General features: G+C 38.7%; 23 protein-coding genes. 17 read left to right on the top strand and 6 right to left on the bottom strand.

The genetic code is table 11. The features are described from left to right. Positions 1 to 95 precede the first annotated feature (95 nt). From G4Z05_RS00205 to G4Z05_RS00195, 3 genes are all read left to right on the top strand, one after another. On the top strand, positions 96 to 1,109 hold the full coding sequence (locus G4Z05_RS00205; protein WP_395534413.1) for an AI-2E family transporter: 1,014 nt from the start codon (positions 96 to 98) through the stop codon (positions 1,107 to 1,109). A 996-nt stretch (positions 1,110 to 2,105) separates the two neighbouring features. Beyond that, on the top strand, positions 2,106 to 2,303 hold the full coding sequence (locus G4Z05_RS00200; RefSeq protein WP_163249816.1) for a group-specific protein: 198 nt from the start codon (positions 2,106 to 2,108) through the stop codon (positions 2,301 to 2,303). 166 nt (positions 2,304 to 2,469) lie between these two features. Continuing rightward, complete coding sequence (locus G4Z05_RS00195; RefSeq protein ID WP_163249814.1) at positions 2,470 to 3,471, top strand: DUF3231 family protein; 1,002 nt, start codon at positions 2,470 to 2,472, stop codon at positions 3,469 to 3,471. A 144-nt stretch (positions 3,472 to 3,615) separates the two neighbouring features. On the opposite strand, the gene G4Z05_RS00190 is transcribed toward G4Z05_RS00195, so the two are convergent. Continuing rightward, entirely contained in the window at positions 3,616 to 4,128 is a 513-nt protein-coding gene (locus G4Z05_RS00190; RefSeq protein ID WP_163249812.1) for an acyl-CoA thioesterase, read from the bottom strand. Between the two features lie 102 nt (positions 4,129 to 4,230). On the opposite strand from G4Z05_RS00190, the gene nadE reads away from it, so the two are divergent. The 5 genes from nadE (at position 4,231) to G4Z05_RS00165 (ending at position 9,122) form a co-directional block, all read left to right on the top strand. Continuing rightward, a complete protein-coding gene (nadE, locus tag G4Z05_RS00185) occupies positions 4,231 to 5,052 on the top strand; it encodes an ammonia-dependent NAD(+) synthetase (protein WP_163249810.1) in 822 nt (273 codons plus the stop codon). A 237-nt stretch (positions 5,053 to 5,289) separates the two neighbouring features. After that, on the top strand, positions 5,290 to 6,711 hold the full coding sequence (locus G4Z05_RS00180) for an amino acid permease (protein ID WP_163249808.1): 1,422 nt from the start codon (positions 5,290 to 5,292) through the stop codon (positions 6,709 to 6,711). 151 nt (positions 6,712 to 6,862) lie between these two features. Then, positions 6,863 to 7,687: an amino acid ABC transporter substrate-binding protein gene (locus G4Z05_RS00175; protein ID WP_163249806.1), complete on the top strand. Its 825-nt coding sequence runs from the start codon at positions 6,863 to 6,865 to the stop codon at positions 7,685 to 7,687. Continuing rightward, positions 7,674 to 8,372, top strand: coding sequence for an amino acid ABC transporter permease (locus tag G4Z05_RS00170; protein ID WP_163249804.1), 699 nt, complete (start codon positions 7,674 to 7,676; stop codon positions 8,370 to 8,372). The genes G4Z05_RS00175 and G4Z05_RS00170 overlap by 14 nt, the downstream gene beginning before the upstream one ends. A 15-nt stretch (positions 8,373 to 8,387) precedes the next feature. Then, positions 8,388 to 9,122, top strand: a complete 735-nt coding sequence (locus G4Z05_RS00165; RefSeq protein WP_163182982.1) for an amino acid ABC transporter ATP-binding protein — start codon at positions 8,388 to 8,390, stop codon at positions 9,120 to 9,122. Positions 9,123 to 9,230: 108 nt separating this feature from the next. On the opposite strand, the gene G4Z05_RS00160 is transcribed toward G4Z05_RS00165, so the two are convergent. Further along, positions 9,231 to 9,530, bottom strand: coding sequence for a TIGR04104 family putative zinc finger protein (locus G4Z05_RS00160; RefSeq protein WP_163249802.1), 300 nt, complete (start codon positions 9,528 to 9,530; stop codon positions 9,231 to 9,233). A gap of 406 nt (positions 9,531 to 9,936) precedes the next feature. Here G4Z05_RS00160 and G4Z05_RS00155 point away from each other — a divergent pair, with 406 nt between their 5' ends. Beyond that, positions 9,937 to 10,479 carry an NfeD family protein gene (locus G4Z05_RS00155; protein ID WP_163249800.1) on the top strand — a complete coding sequence of 181 codons (543 nt, stop codon included), beginning with the start codon at positions 9,937 to 9,939 and terminating at the stop codon, positions 10,477 to 10,479. A gap of 22 nt (positions 10,480 to 10,501) precedes the next feature. Beyond that, on the top strand, positions 10,502 to 12,013 hold the full coding sequence (locus G4Z05_RS00150; protein WP_163249798.1) for a flotillin family protein: 1,512 nt from the start codon (positions 10,502 to 10,504) through the stop codon (positions 12,011 to 12,013). A gap of 102 nt (positions 12,014 to 12,115) precedes the next feature. On the opposite strand, the gene G4Z05_RS00145 is transcribed toward G4Z05_RS00150, so the two are convergent. Both G4Z05_RS00145 and G4Z05_RS00140 read right to left on the bottom strand, forming a co-directional pair. Next, complete coding sequence (locus G4Z05_RS00145; RefSeq protein ID WP_163249796.1) at positions 12,116 to 12,874, bottom strand: (S)-benzoin forming benzil reductase; 759 nt, start codon at positions 12,872 to 12,874, stop codon at positions 12,116 to 12,118. Positions 12,875 to 13,064: 190 nt separating this feature from the next. Further along, the gene (locus tag G4Z05_RS00140) at positions 13,065 to 13,847 is read right to left on the bottom strand and encodes an undecaprenyl-diphosphate phosphatase (RefSeq protein WP_163249794.1); all 783 of its coding nucleotides are present in this window, start codon (positions 13,845 to 13,847) and stop codon (positions 13,065 to 13,067) included. A gap of 176 nt (positions 13,848 to 14,023) precedes the next feature. On the opposite strand from G4Z05_RS00140, the gene G4Z05_RS00135 reads away from it, so the two are divergent. After that, on the top strand, positions 14,024 to 14,782 hold the full coding sequence (locus G4Z05_RS00135) for a DUF4931 domain-containing protein (protein ID WP_163249792.1): 759 nt from the start codon (positions 14,024 to 14,026) through the stop codon (positions 14,780 to 14,782). Positions 14,783 to 14,883: 101 nt separating this feature from the next. Next, complete coding sequence (gene rodA / locus G4Z05_RS00130) at positions 14,884 to 16,056, top strand: rod shape-determining protein RodA (RefSeq protein WP_163249790.1); 1,173 nt, start codon at positions 14,884 to 14,886, stop codon at positions 16,054 to 16,056. Between the two features lie 120 nt (positions 16,057 to 16,176). On the opposite strand, the gene G4Z05_RS00125 is transcribed toward rodA, so the two are convergent. Beyond that, a complete protein-coding gene (locus G4Z05_RS00125) occupies positions 16,177 to 17,163 on the bottom strand; it encodes an ABC transporter substrate-binding protein (protein ID WP_163249788.1) in 987 nt (328 codons plus the stop codon). Positions 17,164 to 17,381: 218 nt separating this feature from the next. On the opposite strand from G4Z05_RS00125, the gene G4Z05_RS00120 reads away from it, so the two are divergent. Genes G4Z05_RS00120 through G4Z05_RS00100 form a run of 5 tightly spaced genes read left to right on the top strand, consistent with a single transcriptional unit; the run spans position 17,382 to position 21,284 of the window. Continuing rightward, entirely contained in the window at positions 17,382 to 18,386 is a 1,005-nt protein-coding gene (locus G4Z05_RS00120) for a FecCD family ABC transporter permease (RefSeq protein ID WP_163249786.1), read from the top strand. Then, complete coding sequence (locus G4Z05_RS00115) at positions 18,383 to 19,438, top strand: FecCD family ABC transporter permease (RefSeq protein ID WP_163249785.1); 1,056 nt, start codon at positions 18,383 to 18,385, stop codon at positions 19,436 to 19,438. Before G4Z05_RS00120 ends, G4Z05_RS00115 begins: the two co-directional genes overlap by 4 nt. A gap of 17 nt (positions 19,439 to 19,455) precedes the next feature. After that, the gene (locus G4Z05_RS00110) at positions 19,456 to 20,277 is read left to right on the top strand and encodes an ABC transporter ATP-binding protein (RefSeq protein WP_163249783.1); all 822 of its coding nucleotides are present in this window, start codon (positions 19,456 to 19,458) and stop codon (positions 20,275 to 20,277) included. Beyond that, on the top strand, positions 20,270 to 21,073 hold the full coding sequence (fhuF, locus tag G4Z05_RS00105; RefSeq protein WP_163249781.1) for a siderophore-iron reductase FhuF: 804 nt from the start codon (positions 20,270 to 20,272) through the stop codon (positions 21,071 to 21,073). Before G4Z05_RS00110 ends, fhuF begins: the two co-directional genes overlap by 8 nt. Continuing rightward, positions 21,030 to 21,284, top strand: a complete 255-nt coding sequence (locus tag G4Z05_RS00100; RefSeq protein WP_163249779.1) for a DUF2573 family protein — start codon at positions 21,030 to 21,032, stop codon at positions 21,282 to 21,284. Before fhuF ends, G4Z05_RS00100 begins: the two co-directional genes overlap by 44 nt. A gap of 80 nt (positions 21,285 to 21,364) precedes the next feature. On the opposite strand, the gene G4Z05_RS00095 is transcribed toward G4Z05_RS00100, so the two are convergent. Continuing rightward, complete coding sequence (locus G4Z05_RS00095) at positions 21,365 to 21,496, bottom strand: YuzL family protein (protein ID WP_163249777.1); 132 nt, start codon at positions 21,494 to 21,496, stop codon at positions 21,365 to 21,367. Positions 21,497 to 21,681: the final 185 nt, after the last annotated feature.

Below are 21,681 nucleotides of genomic sequence, written 5' to 3'. Positions count from 1 at the left end.
AGTAGTTTAACAAAGGCAAACTATTCGAATGTTTGTTATAATGAAACTATGATTTCTGTCTTATATATTTTATCGAAAGTAATGGGGTCTGATACTTGCCTATGATCAATAAATTATTACAGAGCAGTGGTTTTAAAAGAATTATGATATTTGTTTTCATCGCGGTTGCATTATATGCAATGCGGTCGATGATTAATCTTATCTTATTGACGTTCATTTTTACTTTTTTAATGGATCGATTGGTTCAGTTTATTGAAGGGAAAATTCCTCTAAACCGGAGACTATTGGTTGTCATTTCTTACGCGAGTATTGTCGGATTATTGTCGTATGGATTAGTGATGTATCTACCGATGATTTATGGGGAGATTACTGCTTTAATCAGACAATTGACGGCATTCTATACCGCAAAACATGATAATATTGTCTTGAATTATATTGTAGAGCGAATTGAAGATATCAACATTTCCAGTTATTTGGAGCAAGGTGTCACCTATATATTGAAGTACTTTACAGATATAAGTGCTATTAGTTTACAGGTTCTACTTGCGCTATTATTAAGTTTGTTTTTCCTATTAGAAAAACCGCGTCTAGTGGAATTCACACGTAAATTTAAAACGAGCAAAGTGTCATCGATTTACGTGGAAATTGAGTTTTTTGCGCAAAAATTTGTAAGAACGTTTGGTAAGGTTATTGAAGCACAGTTGATCATTGCTGTTGTCAACTGTATTCTGACGACACTTGCTTTGTGGCTGATGGATTTCCCTCAACTTGGAGGATTGTCCATTATGATTTTCATTTTGGGCTTGATTCCCGTTGCAGGGGTAATCATTTCGATGATTCCGTTGACGATTATTGCCTATAGTATCGGCGGTTTCATCAAAGTCGTATATGTCTTCATTGCCATTTTAATTATTCATGCCATTGAGGCATATATATTAAACCCAAATTTGATGAGCTCAAAGACCAATCTACCAGTTTTCTATACATTTATTGTGTTGATTTTTTCAGAACACTTTTTCGGTATTTGGGGACTAATCATTGGTATCCCAATATTTGTCTTCCTCTTGGATGTATTAGAAGTTACGGAAACTAAAGAAACTGTTAAGTAAAAAGCCCTCGCACAGGGCTTTTTTGTATTAGTTAAGTATAATTTTGACTTCGAGAAGGAAGGCTATACCACGTTAGGCAGGGGTCTTCCGCTTTTCCGGTCAGAGATAAGAAAATATCTTTTCGATTTCGGGAACTCCGCCCTACATAAGTCAACATCGAATCGCTATCGCTCTTCGTATTTCCTATATCTCAGTTGGAGACCACCACAAGGAAGGCTTCGGCAGCACCACTTCGCACGACCGAAAGCGGTAGGTTTTTGGAAGGAGGTCATACAACGCTTGGCAGGGCGCTTTTGCTTTTCCGGTCAGATAAGAAAATATCTTTTCGACTTCGAGAATTGTCTAGCTCCAGCGCCCTAGCGTCTAGTGCCCTTCGGTCTCCGCCCTACGATAAGTCAACATCGAATCACTATCGTTCTTCGTGTTTCCTTTATCTCAGTTGGAGACCACCACAAGGAAGGCTTTGGCAGCACCACATCGCACGACCGAAAGCAGTAGGTTTTTGGGAGGAGGTCATACGCCGCTAAACAGGGCGCTTCCGCTTTTCCGGTCAGATAAGAAAATATCTTTTCGACTTCGAGAATTGTCTAGCTCCAGCGCCCTAGCGTCTAGTGCCCTTCGGTCTCCGCCCTACGATAAGTCAACATCGAATCACTATCGTTCTTCGTGTTTCCTTTATCTCAGTTGGAGACCACCACAAGGAAGGCTTTGGCAGCACCACATCGCACGACCGAAAGCAGTAGGTTTTTGGGAGGAGGTCATACGCCGCTAAACAGGGCGCTTCCGCTTTTCCGGTCAGATAAGAAAATATCTTTTCGACTTCGAGAATTGTCTAGCTCCAGCGCCCTAGCGTCTAGTGCCCTTCGGTCTCCGCCCTACGATAAGTCAACATCGAATCACTATCGTTCTTCGTGTTTCCTTTATCTCAGTTGGAGAACCTCCAGGTCATACGCCGCTAAACAGGGCGCTTCCGCTTTTCTAATAGGAGGTATTCATATGAGTGATTGTAAATTGGATCATACTTATGAGGATGTAAAAAAGAAATTTGAATCACAGGCTGCATTTTTACCAGAGGAGATGAAACCTTTATTTGAGCAATTTTTTGCCAAAGAGCACACTCAAGACATCTTAAATGAAGTATTTCATTTGCTGAAAAAGTATGACTTGGTGTCTGAGGAAGAAAAAATTGTGTGAAACAACTGGTTGTATATGGTGTTGAAGAACGTTTAATTGCAAACTTCTAAAACGCCAAATGTTATTTTTCCAGAATTCTCCTCCTAAATTGGATGCAGTGAATAATGCTTTGGAAATAATGGCAATCTACTTGTAAAGTGGATTTTTTTGAGGGGGATTTATTCCAATGGGTAAAGATAGCATTAGGTTATCCAGTTCCGAGATTGGAGGATTATGGTCTTCCTATCTACAAGAAAATTTGACGGTTTGCCTGTTAACGTATTTTCTTCACCATAATCAAGATGAGGAAATAAGGGGAATTTTGCAGCATGCTTATGACTTAGCAGTAGATCATGTTGAAAAAATAACGGCCATTTTTCAAAAAGAAGATTTTCCTATTCCAGACGGGTTTTCTGAAAAAGACATTGACTTAACAATTCCACCGCTTTTTTATGATATGTTTGGATTATACTTTGTTTTTTCGTTAAGTCGTCTTTCGATGATCAAAATGGGCTTTATTACGGCTAATGTTGCTCGACAAGATGTTATGGAACTTTTTATTGAGATGACCAAGGAATCCACTGAATTGTATCAGATGTCAACAACGTTAATGCAGAAGAAAGGGATTTATGATCGTTCACCAATGATTCCCTATCCGAAAGAAGTGGAATATACGAAAAAGCTTTCTTATTTGAGCGGTTTTGGAAAAAAAAGGCCATTAAATGCCATAGAAATTACCGAGATTTTTTATGGTATTGAACGTAACTATTTTTCTATTTTGTTATGTATGGGCTTACTTCAGGTGGTAAAGGATAAGGAGATTCACCATTTTATTAAAGAAGGGAAGAAAATTTCAGAGCAGCAAATTCGAACTTATAATGAATTATTAATGAGGGAAGAATTATTAGGAAATGTATCTATAAGAACCGAGGTAACAGATTTGACGGATAATCCGTTCTCTGAAAGGCTAATTGTTACTCTTTTTCATTTACTTAATGGGGTAGATATTACTTTATTAGGGCATGCTATTTCAACGTCTATGCGAAGTGATTTAATGGCTTGCTTTGAAAAATTTTTAATGCAAATTTTAGCATATTCCGCCAAAGGAGTAGACCTTATGATGGATCGTGGATGGTTTCAAGAACCGCCACATGCCCCAAGTAGAAGAAAATTGGAAAAACTTGATTAGTTCGCGCCTAACGCGAACTTTTTTCGTGCTTTGATTAGAGGGAAAAAAGACATACTAACGAAGAGAAAGCCGGGCTCTCTGGCAACAGAACTTAATACCATATGTAAGCCCGGCAATTAGTTATTAATAAAGAATTTTCATTTTTTATTCCCATGGTTTCTGTGTCGTAAAGTAAGCCGCTAGCTCCTTACTAGCTTTTCTATGTTCCTTCCGCTTTTCCGCACGTTCTTTTCCCGTTTCAAATAGTTTTTTTTCCTCTGGTGTTTCTGGGATAATTTGTGGGACCTTCGTCGGTTTCCCGTTTTCATCTAACGCCACGAAGGTTAAAAAGGCAGTGGCAGCAATTTTTCTTTCACCAGTAATTAAGTTTTCTGCGATAATTTTTACAAATACCTCCATAGAGGATGTCCCAGTCCATGTAACAAATGATTCAAAACATACGGAGTCCTGTGGGGTAATCGGATGAAGAAAATCCACCGAATCCGTGGATGCTGTAACCACCTCTTTTCTTGCATGTCTAGTGGCAGATATAGAGGCGATCATGTCCACATCACTCATCAGTTTTCCGCCAAATAAAGTATTATGATTATTTACATCATTAGGAAATACTCGACTTGTTCTTACCACTCTTGATTCATTACACGTTTTTGCATCCATGATAAATCCTCCACTAAGTTTATTACTTTTATCATTTTGTATTTTTAGTGAAAAAAATTCAATTGTGGTACATTACATATATACAAATGAGGAGGAAGGTAAATGAGTTTGCAGGCACAAATTATCAAGGAATTAAATGTATCTTCTACTATTGATCCAAAGAAAGAGATCCGCAAGCGGATTGATTTCTTAAAAAATTATTTGTTGAAAACGAAAGCAAAGGGGTATGTACTTGGGATTAGTGGTGGCCAGGATTCGACGCTTGCAGGGAGATTGGCACAACTGGCTGTTGAAGAACTGCGCAGTGAAGGAGCAGAAGCCTTATTTATTGCGGTCCGTCTTCCATATGGGGTTCAGCAGGATGAGGAGGATGCCAAACGAGCACTTGAATTTATTCGAGCAGACCGAGAAGTTATTTTTAATATAAAGGGTGCGGTTGATGAAGTACAAAAGGAATATAATAGCGTGGTTCAAGGTCAGCCGCTAAGTGATTACCAAAAAGGAAATGTGAAGGCGAGAATGCGAATGATCGCCCAGTATGCGATTGGTGGCATGGAAGGACTGCTCGTGATTGGTACCGATCATGCAGCAGAGGCGGTGACTGGATTTTTTACAAAGTATGGCGATGGAGGAGCTGATGTGCTGCCGTTGACCGGTCTAACGAAACGTCAAGGGAAGGCTTTGTTAAAAGAACTAGGGGCAGACGAACGTCTTTATCTGAAAGTGCCAACGGCCGATTTATTGGATCAAAAGCCGGGTCAAGCAGATGAAACGGAGCTGGGAATCACGTACGAAGAGCTTGACGATTACCTTGAAGGGAAAACAGTGGATCCTTCTGTAGCGGAAAAAATTGAAAAACGTTATATTGCAACAGAACATAAACGAAGATTGCCTGCCACCATGTTTGATAATTGGTGGAAATAATTTGTTCGTAATGAGGTTGCCAACAAAAATGGCAGCCTCTTTTTTTGTATGAAGAATGTATTTTTTCCAATTCGAGAATACTTTAGAGAAAGAGCTCAGGCGTCAAAATACTATCCTCTAATACTTTATCAGAATAAAAATTTCCATTGACATATAGGTAAGTCCAATTTATGATTATAAAGTATTATTTATAAATATGCATGAATAAACACGTATTCATCGAGAGGAGCGAACATCTTGAGCAGTTCATATAAACTTGGATTTTGGGTATTAACAGCACTAGTTGTTGGAAATATGGTAGGTTCAGGCATCTTTATGCTTCCGAGTTCTCTATCAGAAGCAGCCAGCCCAGCTGGAGTGCTCTTTGCTTGGCTTTTTACTGGATTTGGTGTTTTAATGACAGCTCTTGTATTTGGTAACCTAGCTGTTCGTAAGCCAAGCTTAACTGGCGGTCCGCAAATTTATGCAAAAGAACTTTTCCCTGCAAATTCTAAAGCCTCAATATTATCTGGCTTTATGTCTACTTGGGGCTATTGGATTGGGAGTGTAGCTGGAAATGTAGCAACGATTACCACGTTTGCAAGTTATTTATCCACCTTTTTCCCAATTTTAACTAGTGAAGCGGAATGGTTTTCAGTAGGCGGTTTTACACTTAAGGTTGGAAATGGTTTAACCTTTCTCGTTTGTTCCGTTCTACTGTGGGGTGTCCACTTCATTATCATTCGTGGAATGGAAGAAGCAGGAAAGCTGAATGTGGCGGTTACTGCTGCAAAAGTAGCTGGCTTTGCTCTATTTATTGTCATTGGTTTATTCGCTTTTGATAAATCGAACCTTCTTCCGATGACTGCACCGAGGTTTGACGAAGCAGGACAATCCATTGGTTTAATGTCTCAATTGAAGAATGCCGCTGTTATCACACTATGGGCCTTCATTGGTGTTGAATCTGCGATGGTGTTTGCCTCTCGTGCTAGAAAACAAACAGATGTAAAAAAGGCAACGATTCTTGGTTTATTTATTGCTTTAGGTATTTATGTTGGGATTAGTGTCCTTGTGATGGGAATTCTTGACCAGAGAACACTCATTCAGTCAGAAAAACCTTTAATTGATGCCATTGAAACGGTAATAGGCCCAATAGGCGGACAAATTTTAGCAGTCCTTGGGTTAATCAGCCTTTTTGGCTCAACGATTGGTTGGATCATGTTAAGTGCTGAAGTGCCTTATCAAGCAACGAAGCAAGGATTATTTCTGCCAGTTTTCCAAAAAGAAAACAAAAAAGGCATGCCAATATTTTCACTTAATATTTCGAATGGTTTAGCACAAGTATTAATTTTTTCAACCGTTTCGAATTCCATTTCAGATGCTTTTGACTTTGTCATTATCATTGCCACATTGGCCTATTTAGTGCCATACCTTATTTCATCTGTTTACCAGTTAAAATTAACGATAACAGGTGAAACGTACAAAGACTTGTCATCGCGAATTAGTGACGGAATAATTGGTTTATTAGCAACCATCTATTCTATTTGGGTCATTGTGGCAGGTACGGCAGATATTAAAACATTTAGCTATGGAATGATTTTATTAGCAAGTGGGATCATTTTTATCAAACCATTATTGAAAAAGAAAAGTTCTGTAACAAAAGGACAAAAAGCTGCATAAAAAAATTTAACCTATCAGACGCTGATGCTGATAGGTTTATTTTTATTATATAGGGAAAAATAATTATGAAATTTTTCTTTTGACACTAGAAAAGGGATGTAATATGATTATAAAATCATAGTAAAAAAATCGGATTTAGGAGGTATAAGTTTTGAAAAAATTATCCGTATTATTGGCCTTGTTATTAAGTTTTATGCTGGTTTTAACAGCATGTGGCCAGAATGATAATGCCAATAAAGAGAATGATAAGGACAAAAAGACGGCTGAAAATGCTGATTTACTTGCTAAAATTAAGGAAGAAGGAAAAATATTAATCGGAACAGAAGGTACATATCCTCCGTTCACCTATCATGATTCAAGTGGAAAATTAACGGGATTTGATGTGGAACTAGCTGAAGAAGTTGCTAAACGACTGGGTGTGAAAGCTGAATTCAAGGAAACGCAATGGGATGCCATGTTTGCTGGATTGGACTCCAAACGTTTTGATATGATTGCTAACCAAGTCGGAATTCGTCCTGATCGTCAGGAAAAATATGATTTCTCTGAACCTTATATTACTTCAAAAGCCGTTCTAATTACGCATAAGGATAATAATAAAGTAAAATCATTTGAGGATATTAAAGGATTAAATTCTGCTCAATCTCTAACAAGTAACTATGCAGATATTGCTAAAGAATATGGTGCGAATCTGGTTGGAGTGGAAGGATTCCAACAGGCAGTGGAGCTTATAGCCTCTAAACGGGTAGATGTAACGATCAATGATAATATTGCCTATTTGGATTATACAAAACAAAAACCGGATGCGCCGATTAAAATTGTGGATGAAAGTGATGATGCTTCAACAAGCGGTTTTATGTTCAGAAAGAATAGCGATACGCTTGTAGATGCTGTAAACAAGGCATTAAAAGAAATGATTGAAGACGGCACATACACAAAAATTTCTGAGAAATGGTTTGGTGAAGATGTACTTAAATAGTATTTTTACTGATCCGGAAAAAGCGGAAAGATGGTTGGAAATAGCTGTTAGTTCCCTTCAGCCAATGCTGGAGGGAGCTCTTTTGTATACGATTCCTCTTACCATTCTATCTTTTATCATCGGATTGATTTTAGCCATTTTAACAGCATTAGCTCGTATTTCCCAAGTGAAAATATTGCAGGGCATTGCGAGAGTCTATGTTTCGATTATTCGCGGTACTCCTTTACTCGTGCAATTATTTATTATTTTTTATGGGCTTCCGAACTTGGGAGTAACGCTTGATCCATTTGTTTCTGCAGTAATTGGTTTTTCTCTTAGTGTTGGGGCATACGCATCAGAAATTATTCGTGCAGCGATTCTTTCCATCCCCAAAGGACAGTGGGAAGCTGCATTTTCGATTGGTATGACTTATACCCAAGCTCTAAAAAGAATTATTCTGCCACAAGCTGCAAGAGTATCGATTCCACCTTTGTCTAACTCTTTTATTAGCCTTGTAAAAGATACTTCCCTTGCATCCCTTGTGCTTGTAACCGAAATGTTCCGCCGTGCTCAGGAAATCGCATCACGAAATTACGAATTCCTGTTGGTTTATTCCGAAGCTGCACTTATCTACTGGATCATCTGCTTTTTCCTATCCATTTTACAGCAATACATGGAAAGTAGATTGGATCGGTATATGTCTTAGGAAAGGAGAAATAAGATGATTTCGATCAAAGGGTTATATAAGCAATTTGGGAAGTTAGAAGTATTAAAGGGAATGGACCTTGAGGTAGATAAAGGAAAGGTCGTAGTTATCATTGGGCCATCTGGGTCAGGTAAAACAACGATGCTCCGCTGCTTAAATGTGTTGGAGACACCTACAAAAGGCATTATTTCTATTGCAGGGAATAGTCTTGATTTCTCAAAATCCGTTTCGAAAAAAAGTATTGCCTCCTTCCGCCGTCTGACAGGGATGGTATTTCAAAACTATAATTTGTTTCCGCATAAAACGGCTTTGGAAAATGTAATGGAAGGGCCAATCATTGTGAAGGGTGTGGAGAAAGAAACAGCAAGGAAAAAAGCGCAAGCATTGCTGGAAAAAGTCGGGCTTGGTGATAAAATGAATTATTACCCTTCTCAGTTATCGGGCGGCCAACAACAGCGTGTCGGCATTGCAAGAGCATTGGCAATGGAACCGGAAGTCCTTCTGTTTGATGAGCCGACTTCAGCACTCGATCCTGAGCTTGTCGGTGAGGTGCTTAAAGTCATGAAGGATCTTGCCCAAGAAGGAATGACGATGATTGTGGTTACCCATGAAATGCGCTTCGCCCGGGATGTCGCGGACGAAATTATTTTCATGGACCAAGGAGTCATTGTCGAGCGAAATAAGCCGGAAGAAATTTTCACCAACCCGAAAGAGGAACGAACTCGTAAGTTCTTGAATATGATCCAATAAGTGCTTTAGCCATAGGCTGGGGCACTTTTTCTTTTTCCAATAACAATTAGAAATGGCTATTTTAATCATAGAGAAAAAAGAAACATACAAGATTGATAGTTTCCATCTTCACCATAATGGTTCTTCCATATTAGATAACTTTAGGAACAATGGCATAACAAATAGAACCAAGAGTATGAAAGCAAGTTCTAATAATAACACAGAAGTTAAAGATAAATGAAACATGATAGAAAATGGAATCGTGATAATTGAAAGTAAGACAAATAGGGATGTGATATTTCTAGAAGAAGTACTTTGGTATTGGATTTTTCCACAATGATGACATTTTATCTTTTTACGGAAAGTTACTAATTTCTTTATAGAATCAAACCAAGACCATTTTTTACCGCAATGTTGACAATTAGGCATACCAAAATCGCCTTTCTTTGTATTTTCTTACTTAATTTATATACGTTCTTAATGACTCTAAAGTTTCATTTATTGGAATAATGGTCTTTCGAGAAGTAACCGAACATAAAAATATAGATGGTTATACTTAAATACATTGTTACTCCAAACAAGTTGTATGAAGTGAATGGATCTATTTTATTGAATGTTGGGTTAATAGAATCGAAACAGAGTCATTTCATATCGTTTTACAAGAATGGTCAAAAATACTGTAAAGTTTGAAACTTTTTCCTTTTTGATCCGTATTAAATACCATACATAATCTTTGAGAAAGGATGGATGCTCCGATGTTTCAGTTTCTTGCCATCAATGTCCCTTAGCGCAAATGTCTTTTGTGTTTCCATCTTAATGGAAAGGAATGATGCCCATGGAGCTTTTTGGCATTTCTTTAGTCACCATCTATCTGTATGGTCTCATCATTTCAGGCGTACTAACCATTTTATATGTTCTATTTGCCGATGTGTTTCATTTTGATGTACCTGGAGATGGACTGCCCTTTCTAAATCCAGTTCTCATTTTTGCATTCATCACCATATTTTCTGCAAGCGGTTATCTGTTTGAACGTCTTTCATCCCTCCATTCTTTACTTATTCTGGGAATATCAGCAGTTATCGCATTTATACTTGTTACTTTATTAAATGTATTTGTTCTCGTGCCGCTATCGTCTGCCGAGGAATCTCTTGTATATAAGGAATCTGACTTGAGGGGACGGATTGGTACCGTTATTACTCCCATTCCTACCGATGGTTACGGAGAAGTCATGATTGAGAATGCAAGTGGTAGAATCGCCAAACCAGCTGTCAGCTTTGATGGGAAAGCTGTACCGAATGGGACAAAGGTGCTAGTGGTTCAGGTGAAAGATGGTGTCCTAGAAGTAACCGTTCATCAGGAAATAGAAAGTTTTTTATAGTAAAAGAAGAGGAGGTCATTAGATGAGTTTTGTATGGATTATTATTGGGATTGTTGTACTTTTACTCATTGCATTAATTGGAGTATTCATTACAAAGTACAGAACGGCTGGACCAGACGAGGCATTAATTGTTACAGGAAGTTTCTTAGGTTCAAAAAATGTGCATATTGACGAATCCGGTAATAAGATCAAAATCATCCGTGGTGGTGGTACATTTATTTTGCCGGTGTTCCAACAGGCAGAACCTTTAAGTCTATTATCGAGTAAACTAGAAGTAACAACTCCTGAAGTATATACGGAACAGGGAGTACCAGTCATGGCCGATGGGGTCGCGATTATTAAAATTGGTGGATCCATAAGCGAAATTGCTACAGCGGCTGAACAATTTCTTGGTAAAGCAAAGGAAGAACGGGAAAATGAAGCGAGAGAAGTTTTGGAAGGTCATCTTCGATCTATTTTAGGTTCGATGACCGTGGAAGAAATTTATAAAAATCGTGATAAATTTTCTCAAGAGGTTCAACGCGTAGCTTCTCAAGATCTTGCTAAAATGGGACTTGTGATTGTGTCATTTACAATTAAAGATGTACGTGATAAAAATGGTTACCTAGAAGCATTGGGTAAACCGCGGATTGCTCAAGTCAAACGTGATGCAGATATTGCCACAGCTGAAGCGGAAAAAGAAACACGGATTAAAAAGGCAGAAGCTGATAAGGAAGCGAAACGCTCTGAGTTGGAGCGTGCAACGGAAATTGCTGAAGCAGAAAAAATTAACCAGTTGAAAATAGCGGAATTTCGCCGTGAACAAGATATTGCTAAGGCACGTGCGGATATGGCTTATGATTTAGAAAGTGCAAAAGCAAAGCAGGAAGTTACCGAGCAAGAAATGCAAATCAAGATTATTGAAAGACAGAAACAAATTGAGCTTGAAGAAAAAGAGATTCTTCGCCGTGAAAGACAATACGATTCTGAAGTCAAAAAGAAAGCCGATGCTGACCGCTATGCCGTTGAGCAGGCAGCCGCTGCGGAAAAGGCGAAGCAAATTGCTGAAGCAGAGGCAAATAAATATCGGATTGAAGCAATGGCCAAGGCAGAAGCTGAGCGGGTTCGCATTGACGGTCTTGCGAAGGCCGAAGCACAAAAGGCTCAGGGATTAACTGAAGCAGAAATTATCCGCATGAAAGGTTTGGCTGAAGCGGAAGCGAAGCAAAAAATTGCCGAAGCGTTCGAACAATTCGGTCAGGCTGCGATTCTCGACATGATTATCAAAATGCTTCCTGAATATGCGAAGCAAGTGGCTAGTCCACTCTCTAATATTGACAAAATTACGGTCGTGGACACAGGAAGTTCTGGGGAAAACGGAGGAGCCAATAAAATCACTAGTTATGCTACAAACTTAATGGCTACCCTGCAAGAATCTTTAAAAGCTTCCAGTGGCATTGATGTGAAAGAACTTATCGAAAACTATTCAGGTAAAAGCAATGTTAAACAAAGTATTGAAGAATTGACCGACCAAATGAAGAAAAATGATAATTAAAGAATAAAAAATCCTTATCAATCTTGATAAGGATTTTTTTTGGAATTCTTTCGTTCTATGATTCTGGAATAATTTTTTCCTATCGAATAAATCAATGTTCTATTATTTTAATAAATCCTTGATATGATAAACTTTCCCGCTTTCATAATTGCCGCTCAGAACTAAATCCACTAATGCTCCTCCAACTACATCCGGATGCTTTAGTATATTTTTTTCTTTATACTCTTTAAATTTATCAATTTCTTTAAATGCCTCTTTGGATGAGGTGCGGATGATTTCCTGCATTTCTGTATCCATAACCCCGGGGCTGAAAGCCATTATTTTATTGTTCGTCTTCATTTCTGCTTGTTCCATGGCAACGGTTTGAGTGAACATATTAAGTCCTGCTTTTGAACTACAATATATGCTCCAACCATGAATGGGACGTGTTGCCGCACCGGAAGTCACGTTTATAACTTGAACAGATGTATTCGTAAGCTTGGCCTGTTGGAGAAATAAATTAGTAATGAGCATAGGAGCAATTAAATTGACCTGAACGTTTCGAATGATAGGTGTTTGATCTAGGCTACCGACTGTATGTATAGGCTCAATGACACCTGCATTGTTAAAGAGAAGGATTTCCACAGGATTCTTTTGAAAAATAGAATGAGCGATTTCCATAAACACTTCTTGAATTTCTTCTTCGTTGGAAAGATTGCAGGAGTGATGTTGGTAAGAGACGTTATTTGCTTGAGCATACTTCCTGAGCTCCTCATTTTCTGTGCGGGATACCGTTACAAGTGCAATTTGCTCGTCAATGAGGCGCTTTGCAATGGATGCTCCAAGGCCTTTTGACGCTCCGGTGATAATAGCGTATTTCATGGTAAGCCCTCCTAATATCCATTTTAATCCTATTTTATCGTTCGGAAAATTGTAAGGCAATGAAATAAGATGTCAGTTCCTATTTGGATAGGAACTGCTGCATATACGTGCCATGGGATATCAAGGATAACGTAATTGGATGTGAAATTTCTGGTCTACTATGATACTTTAGTAAGGTTAAATAGGTATTTCAAAATTTTCCTGTAAACTGAAAGAATAAGATGAGGATTCCTAATGCCCACACATAACAAGCAAATGGCTTAAGTGAGTGATTTTTCAAAAAGCCAATCATCCATTTAACGGCGACATAACCAAAGAAAGCGGAGGAGAGGATAGCGACAAGCAAAGCAGAAAGGGAAATTTGCTCACCGCCGTCACTCAGCAAATCTTTTGTTTGTAGGACAATGGCTCCGGCTATGGCTGGTGTAGATAACAAGAATGAGAAATAGGCGGCTGTTTCTCGGTCTAATTTGCGCCAAAGTGCAGCCACGATGGTCATTCCGGAACGAGAAATCGCGGGCAGTATGGCCGCTGCTTGAAATGTACCGATGATGAAGGCGTCCTTGTAGCTAATGTCGTCCATCTTTTTGTATCCATTTTTAGCCGTATCCGCCATCCATAGAAATAACCCGGTAAGCAAAAACTCCCAGCCAATCGTGATGCCCGTTTTAGACACTTCTTCAATATAATCTTTCGTTACAAGTCCTATGACAACTGCAGGAATGGTACCAACAATCAGTAAAAACGTTAATTTGCTAAAAGGGTTTCTAATGATCTTGATGAATTCCTCCTTATAATAGACAAAGACGGCTAGCAAAGTTCCGATATGGAGCATGGTATCAAGCAGGAGCCCTGCTTCTTGCAATCCAAACAAATTTCTCCCTAAGTATAGATGTCCCGTACTTGAAATAGGGAGAAATTCAGTTAACCCCTGAATCATTCCAAGAATAAATGCTTCTAGTTTTGATAACATAGTACTCCTCGCATTCTTTTTTATTCTAAAAGCCTGTACAATACATAGTTATGCTGAGGGGATATATTTCATGAAGCTTGGCAATTGAAAAAATGAAAGGCTAATCAAAATGTGTGCAAAGCTCGTATTTCCTCCCATAAAATAGAAGTATAGCTTTTGGAGAGGGGAAAAAAGGATTGGAAAATAAACATCTACACTTCAATACAGCCATTGGGGTTAAAAAGCCGGAAAATTATCGGAACAAACAACAGGCATGCCCATTTTGTGCAAGAGAGGAACTCACTGATCTGATTGAGGTCGATGGTCCAATTATTCTTTTAAAAAATAAATACCCTGTATTAGAAAATGCCTATCAAACGGTTTTGATTGAAACGGATGATTGCCATGCGGAACTGTCCACTTATTCAAAAGAACATCTACATAGGCTGATTCAATTTGGGATGAGGCATTGGCTAGAAATGGAGGATAGTGGTAATTATAAATCTGTTATTTTTTTCAAAAATCATGGCCCACTATCCGGTGGAACCCTTTCTCATCCGCATATGCAAATTGTTGGGCTATATGATATTGATTATAGGGATCAAGTGAACCATGATATGTTTGAAGGAATTGTTCTAGCAGAAGAAGATGGGGTGCGCTTTTCACTCTCTACAAAACCACGTGTTGGTTTTTACGAATTGAATATGGAAATGGATGATACATGCTATAAAGAACGTTTTTCGGAATATATGCAAATTGCTGCTCACTATATTTTACATCATTTCCCATTTAAAGCGACAAGCTATAATATTTTTTTCTATCATTACCATTCCAAAATATATGCAAAAGTGGTACCGCGATTTATTACAACCCCATTGTATATTGGATACGGTCTACCGCAAGTACCGAATAATTTACACTGGATGGCAGGCGAAATCCAGCGCCTCTATTTTTAGACGATATGTAAAAAAATCCATCTGCACTTAGAAGTTGTGATTTGAGCTTTTTAAAAATATAATGAAGGAATGTACTAGTTCTTTGTTAAGGAGACTTCAACATGACTTCAAATAAGAACACAACTTCCAAGTTGGATTATAGTTTAGTTTTAATCTTGTTATTATTGTTCTTATCTAGCTGTATCGCGATTTATAGTGCCCAAGCCAGTGGGCAGTACGGTGAAAACTTTTTAGTTAAGCAAATCGTTTGGTATGTGGTTGGCGGCGGAATTATTGCGGCTGTGATGCAATTAGACTCCGATCAGTTGCGTAAGCTGACATGGTATTTGTACGGGTTCGGAATTTTTCTGCTTGCGTTTTTGATTGTGGCACCATCAAGTATCGCTCCGGTCATTAATGGGGCGAAAAGCTGGTTTAAAGTCCCTGGTATGGGTTCACTGCAACCATCTGAGTTTGTGAAAATTTTTATTATCCTAGCTCTATCAAGGGTGATTGACGATCATCATCAGAAGAATCCTAACAAAAGCGTACAGTCAGATTTTTGGCTATTAATGAAGCTTGGGATTGTGACCATGGTGCCGTTAATGCTCGTCATGCAGCAGCCAGACCTAGGAACTTCACTCGTTTTCCTGGCGATTTTATTAGGAATGATTTTTATATCAGGGATAACTTGGAAAATACTAGTTCCGATTTTTTCGTTTGGTATTGCCTGTATTGGTACTATTTTCTATTTTGTATTATGGAAACCCGAGATACTTGAAAAATACCTAGGGGTAAAGCAGTACCAGTTTGGACGAATATACTCCTGGCTGGACCCATATAACTATCAAAGTTCAGCTGGTTACCATTTAACCAAATCACTGCTTGCTATTGGATCCGGTCAAACAGGTGGGAAGGGATATGGTAATCGTGAAGTTTATTTGCCGGAAAGCCACACAGACTTTATCTTTAGTGTCGTTGGTGAGGAATTTGGGTTTATCGGGGCGAGTGTCCTAATCAGTTTATTTTTCCTATTGATTTACCATATTATTAAAGTCGCAATGGAAACGAAGAATCAATTTTACTCTTACATTTGTGTTGGAGTCATCAGCATGATCACATTCCATGTTTTTCAAAATATCGGGATGACTATCGGGGTTCTGCCAATCACCGGTATTCCTCTTCCGTTCATTAGTTATGGGGGCAGTGCATTAATGGGAAACATGTTTGCTCTCGGATTAATCTTTTCGATTCGATATCATTATAAGAAATACATGTTCTCGACAACGGCATAATGTATCGCAAAAAAGCGGCTAGTTCGCCGCTTTTTTGTTTAGACAAGATTTTATAAATAGAAAAAAGCGAGGTCATGGCAGCCTCGCTATTTTCTTAATATATTAACCTTGGGGAGGTTATTACTTAGTTAATTTTTCTTCAATGTCATCAAGCATTAAGTTTGCAGCTAGAACGCCACCTGCAGTATTCCAAATCGCATCACTTACTTCAAAGGCATTTCCGCTCTTAACTGCATTTAAATTTTTCCATAATGGATCATTTGTCCATTCTTTTGCTGTATCTAATGCTGTTTGATCACCTTGTGGTGCATAGGTGAAATAGAAGATATAATCTGCATCCATTTTCGGAATGACTTCTTTGCCAACTTCCACCGCCAGATTTCCCAGCTTATTGTCTGGAGTGAACAGTTCTTCTTGCTGGGCGGCACGTTTGAAGCCTAATTGATTGAAAATCACACCGGAGAAAGAATCAGTGTAATAAATTCGAGTTTTCCCAGCCATAAAACGAACAACGGAAACTTCTTTATTGACTTTATCACCAAGTTTTTCTTTCACATCAGCAATATGCTTATTGAAGTCATCTAATACTTCGTTGCCTTTTTCTTCAAGGTTTACCGCTTTTGCATATAACTTAAAGTTTTCTTGCCAATCTCCGCGAAGGGTTTCAGAGAAAACGGTTGGTGCAATGGCACTTAGTTGATTGTATATCTTTTCTTGACGTAGCTTGTTCCCGATGATTAAGTCAGGCTTTAATGTTGCGATTTTCTCAACATTAACTTCACTTTCTGTTCCAACTACTTCAACGCCTTTCATATCCTTGGCAATATGGTCATACCATGGGTCACCAAGCCAAGACTGAACGGCACCAACTGGTGTAATTCCTAGTGCTAATAATGCTTCTGTACCTTCGTTTGTAAGAACAACTACCTTTTTGGGTGTACCTTTGATTTCCGTTTTACCCATTGCATGTTCAATGGTATATGGTTTATCTTCTGTTTTTTTCGACTCTGTTTTGTCAGCGTTTTCTTTGTTGCCACCACCGCAGGCCGCTAATAAAAATACAGCCATAACGGATAGAAGAGTCAAAAATGTTTTGAAAGCTTTCATTATGTATGTTGCCCCCTTAAGTAACTGTTAATGATAATCATTTTCAATAACAACTCTATCATAAAATGATAGACACCCTTATGTCAATATTTTATTGAAAATGATTTTCAGTAATTTTTTTCTAAACATAATTATGGTATAATTGAAAATGATTATCAAACTCGTTGATCATGCATGATACATGGAACTGAAACAAAAATAGAAAGGCTTCTAAAAAGATGTTGCTAAAAAGTACTTTAATGAAATGGCTAGGCTTGGTGGTGGCGGTCTTCTTATTAATAGGCTTTATGTGTGCAAGTGTCATTTACGGTTATACGGACACGAGCTGGCAGATGGCCATCGATAGCTTTACTCATTATAATGGCTCCAATGAACATATTATTATTCAAACCGTTCGAATTCCACGAGCATTCATTGCGGCTGCTGTTGGGGCAAGCTTGGCGATTGCCGGTGTTCTCATGCAGACATTAACAAAAAATCCATTGGCGTCTCCTGGAATTTTTGGGATTAATGCAGGTGCTGGTTTGGCTGTTGTTACTGCAATGACCTTATTTTCTGTTCATAATATGCAAGGATTTAATGCTCTTGCTTTCTTAGGGGCTACGGTAGCAGCGATAAGTGTTTATGTTATTGGGTCCATTGGCCGTGAAGGATTGACACCAATAAAGTTGACATTAGCAGGTGCAGCCATTTCAGCGATGTTCTCTTCCTTTACTCAGGCTCTGCTCGTGCTCGATGAAGCACTGTTAGACCAAGTATTATTTTGGCTGGCAGGATCAGTTTCAGGACGGAAGTTGGAGACACTTGTTTCCGTACTACCATACATGGGCATAGGTTGGTTTGGGGCCTTATTGATATCTGGAAAAATGAATGTACTTGCGATGGGGGAAGATGTAGCTAAAGGATTAGGGTTAAATACCGGACTTGTCAAAATCTCCATCGGTGTATTAGTCGTTTTATTAGCTGGGGCATCTGTAGCAGTTGCAGGGCCAATTGGATTTGTTGGAATGGTGGTCCCACACATTACTAGATCAATTACCGGGATTGATCATCGTTGGGTTATTCCATATGCCGGTGTTATCGGTGCTATCTTGTTATTAGCTGCTGATATTGCAGCCAGATATATATTAATGCCGTCAGAGATCCCTGTTGGGGTTATGACTGCTATTATTGGAACCCCATTCTTTATTTACATTGCAAGAAGGGGGTTCAATGCACGATGAGTAGATATAGGAATTTTCGACTTTTTAAAGGGAAGCTATCATTATTAGCCGACCGTAAAGCGGCATTAATTTGTTTAATTTTGTTTGTCATCACATTTGCCGTTTTTGTCATTAGCACTGGTTCCGGAGAAATGAAAATTGATCCACTAACCGTTGTTAAGGTTTTATTCGGAGCAGGTCCGGAAATGGAGACATTAGTGATCCATTCATTCCGCTTGCCAAGAATAATTGTTGCATTAATGGTCGGAATTTCATTAGCGGTTGCTGGAGGAATCTTACAAGGAATGATTCGAAATCCGCTAGCTTCTCCTGATGTACTGGGAATCACCGGAGGGGCGGCCGTTTGTGTCGTAGGATTCTTAAGTCTTTTCAGCGATAAAAATCATTCCTTAACCGTCAGTATTGCCTGGCTCCCTTTAGCTGCCTTTATCGGGGCTTGTGCAGTTGGTTTATTAGTATACTTACTTGCTTGGAAAAACGGGGTTTCCCCAATCAGATTGGTATTGATTGGGATTGGTATCTCTGCTCTCATGCAAGCTTTAACAACCCTTTTAATGGTGACTGGTCCCGTTTATCAGGCTAGCCAAGCAAATATTTGGCTTACTGGAACCGTGTACGGATCAAATTGGAAAAATGTATCCATACTTGTCCCTTGGGCAGTCATTTTCTTTATCATTGCAATTGCTGCTGCCAAGTTGCTCAATCTTCAAGAATTGGGAGATGATGTAGCGACTGGTTTAGGAGATAAGGTTCAGAAACATCGTTTTCTTTTATTAATATTAAGTACCGCATTAATTGGGATTTCTGTCGCTTTTGCAGGTGCAATTGGTTTTGTAGGTTTAATGGCCCCGCATATGGCAAGAAGATTGGTAGGTTCTTCATTTGGGGCACTGCTTCCTGCTTCAGCGTTAATTGGTGGGATTCTTGTCATGCTGGCTGATTTGGTCGGACGAACTTTGTTTTCACCGCTTGAGGTTCCTGCCGGTGTATTTAATGCCGGTATTGGAGCACCATATTTTATTTATCTACTTTTTAAAACTAGGAATGCTTAACAAAGGAGTTGGCTGTGATGCCAAATGCGATTGAAACGAAAAATTTAACGATATCCTACGGGGATACACTTATAATCAATGAGCTGGATTTGAAAATTCCAAAGGGCGAGATTACTGTATTTATTGGTGCCAATGGCTGTGGAAAATCGACTCTATTGCGTTCTATTGCGCGTTTATTAAAGCCAAACTCCGGTACTGTCCTGTTGGAAGGTAAATCAATTGCCAAACTATCCACAAAGGAAGTTGCTAAAAAGATGGCTATTTTGCCGCAATCCCCTTCAGCCCCGGAAGGATTAACGGTCATGCAGCTTGTTAAGCAAGGACGTTATCCTTATCAGTCATGGCTCCGTCAATGGTCGGAGGAAGATGAGAAAAAAGTGAATGATGCTCTCAAGGCAACCCGTCTGGAAGAGTTAAAGGAAAGATCGGTTGATTCTTTGTCTGGGGGTCAACGCCAACGGGCATGGATTGCGATGACATTAGCCCAGGATACAGACATTCTTTTATTGGATGAACCAACCACCTATTTGGATTTGACACATCAAATTGAAATTCTTGATTTACTGTTTGAATTGAATGAACAGAATAAGCGAACCGTTATTATGGTTCTTCACGATTTGAACCTTGCCTGTCGATATGCTCATAATATTGTGGCGATCAAAGATCAAAAGGTTTATGCTCAAGGGAAACCGGAACATGTCATCAATTGTAGTCTTGTGAAAAATGTATTTGACATGGACTGTGAAGTAACAATGGACCCGCTATTTGGAACTCCGCTATGTATCCCTTATGGGAAAGGGAGATGTATTCTCAGTAAGGTGGCAGCTGCTCATGGCTAAACAACTTACCGAAAAGGAGATGTTGTTGTTACAAAAATATCGTTTCAATCCGCAGTTGGAACAATCATATCCCATTGCCAATCTCCTTGATGAAGTTTTGTTGAAAAAATTTATGGGGAACCTAGCAAAAGTGATTGGTGCTCCATCCGATAAAGTGGCTGCATCGATTTTTGTGAAACGATATGCTTTTGTAGCTGTAATAGCTCTTTACGCTATGTCAGTTTGGAACAAAAAACTAAATGTCAGTCTGGATACACTATGGATGGAAACGACGAAACAAGGAAATAACTGGTTACCATCCATTCGTTTCAAAGATTTAACTGTAGAAGAGTGGAAAGCCACTACTATGAGCAGGACTGACTGGCGGAAAAAAGTGTTAAAAGATCTTTTTGCTAATAATATTTATCCAATCCTTTCCATGCTGGAAAAAACATTTAGGATTTCCAAACTGATTTTATGGGAAAATATTGCCGTATATTTATTTTGGCTCTATGAGACAGAATTAAAGTCTCGTAGTAATGAACAAGTGTTGGATGATTTTCGATATTTAATTTTTGAAGCGGAAGGGGCTTTGTTTGGCGATTGCCATGAAAATCCACTAAAAAAATATTATTCAGAAAAGGTGTACATGGCTAATGGTGAAAAAGTCAGATTAAGAAAAACCTGCTGCTTTACTTATCAGCTTAGTGGCAGCACCAAGCGCTGTAAAACGTGTCCATGTACCTATCTCGGTAAGGATGGAAGGTGTATCAATGGAAAAGAAAATATTTGCGGAGCAGTTCGAGGCCTTACTTGAAAAATATAGTGAACTTTTGGTTGGAACGACGGATGAGGAAATTAAAGAAAAGGTAAAGGCCTGGGCAATGTACACACATATTGCCAAATCAATGCCACAACTAGTCAATCACTGGAGTGCACTCTACCCTGATGCACGGACAGAAATGAAAGAAATCATCAATGAAATAAAACTGCTGAACGAAAAACATCGAGAGTCCATGAAAAAATAAAAGAGTAAAGCTTCCTAGTCCTCATTCATTCATCAAAAAAGGTGCCCAAATAGCACAATTGCTGGGCACCTTTTTTATTATTATTTCTTATATTGATTATTTTGGCTATTTTGCTTGTCCACTCCGCTTGCTTCGCGGCCTGGGCCTGCATTTCCTCTGACACTAGCTGCACTTACACCCGCTTTTGTAGGATTTTTTTTCATTTTAGCCACTTTCATCACCTCGTCAATAGATTCCCCTAGGTAGAGAAAATTATCATAATCAAGGTAAAATTTTATTTTCGAAAAAATTTTAATTTTTTATGATTTTTAATTGCGTAATTTTTCTAAATATTTTATAGTTAATATGAGCGAATGATTTAATGCAAGGAAATTTTTTTTCATAAAAAAATGAATGA

Origin of the sequence: Neobacillus thermocopriae (assembly GCF_010975035.1) — a bacterium.
GTDB lineage: Bacteria > Bacillota > Bacilli > Bacillales > Cytobacillaceae > Neobacillus > Neobacillus thermocopriae.
Note: the sequence above shows the minus strand (reverse complement) of the source record. Positions and strands in the feature narration are given on the sequence as shown.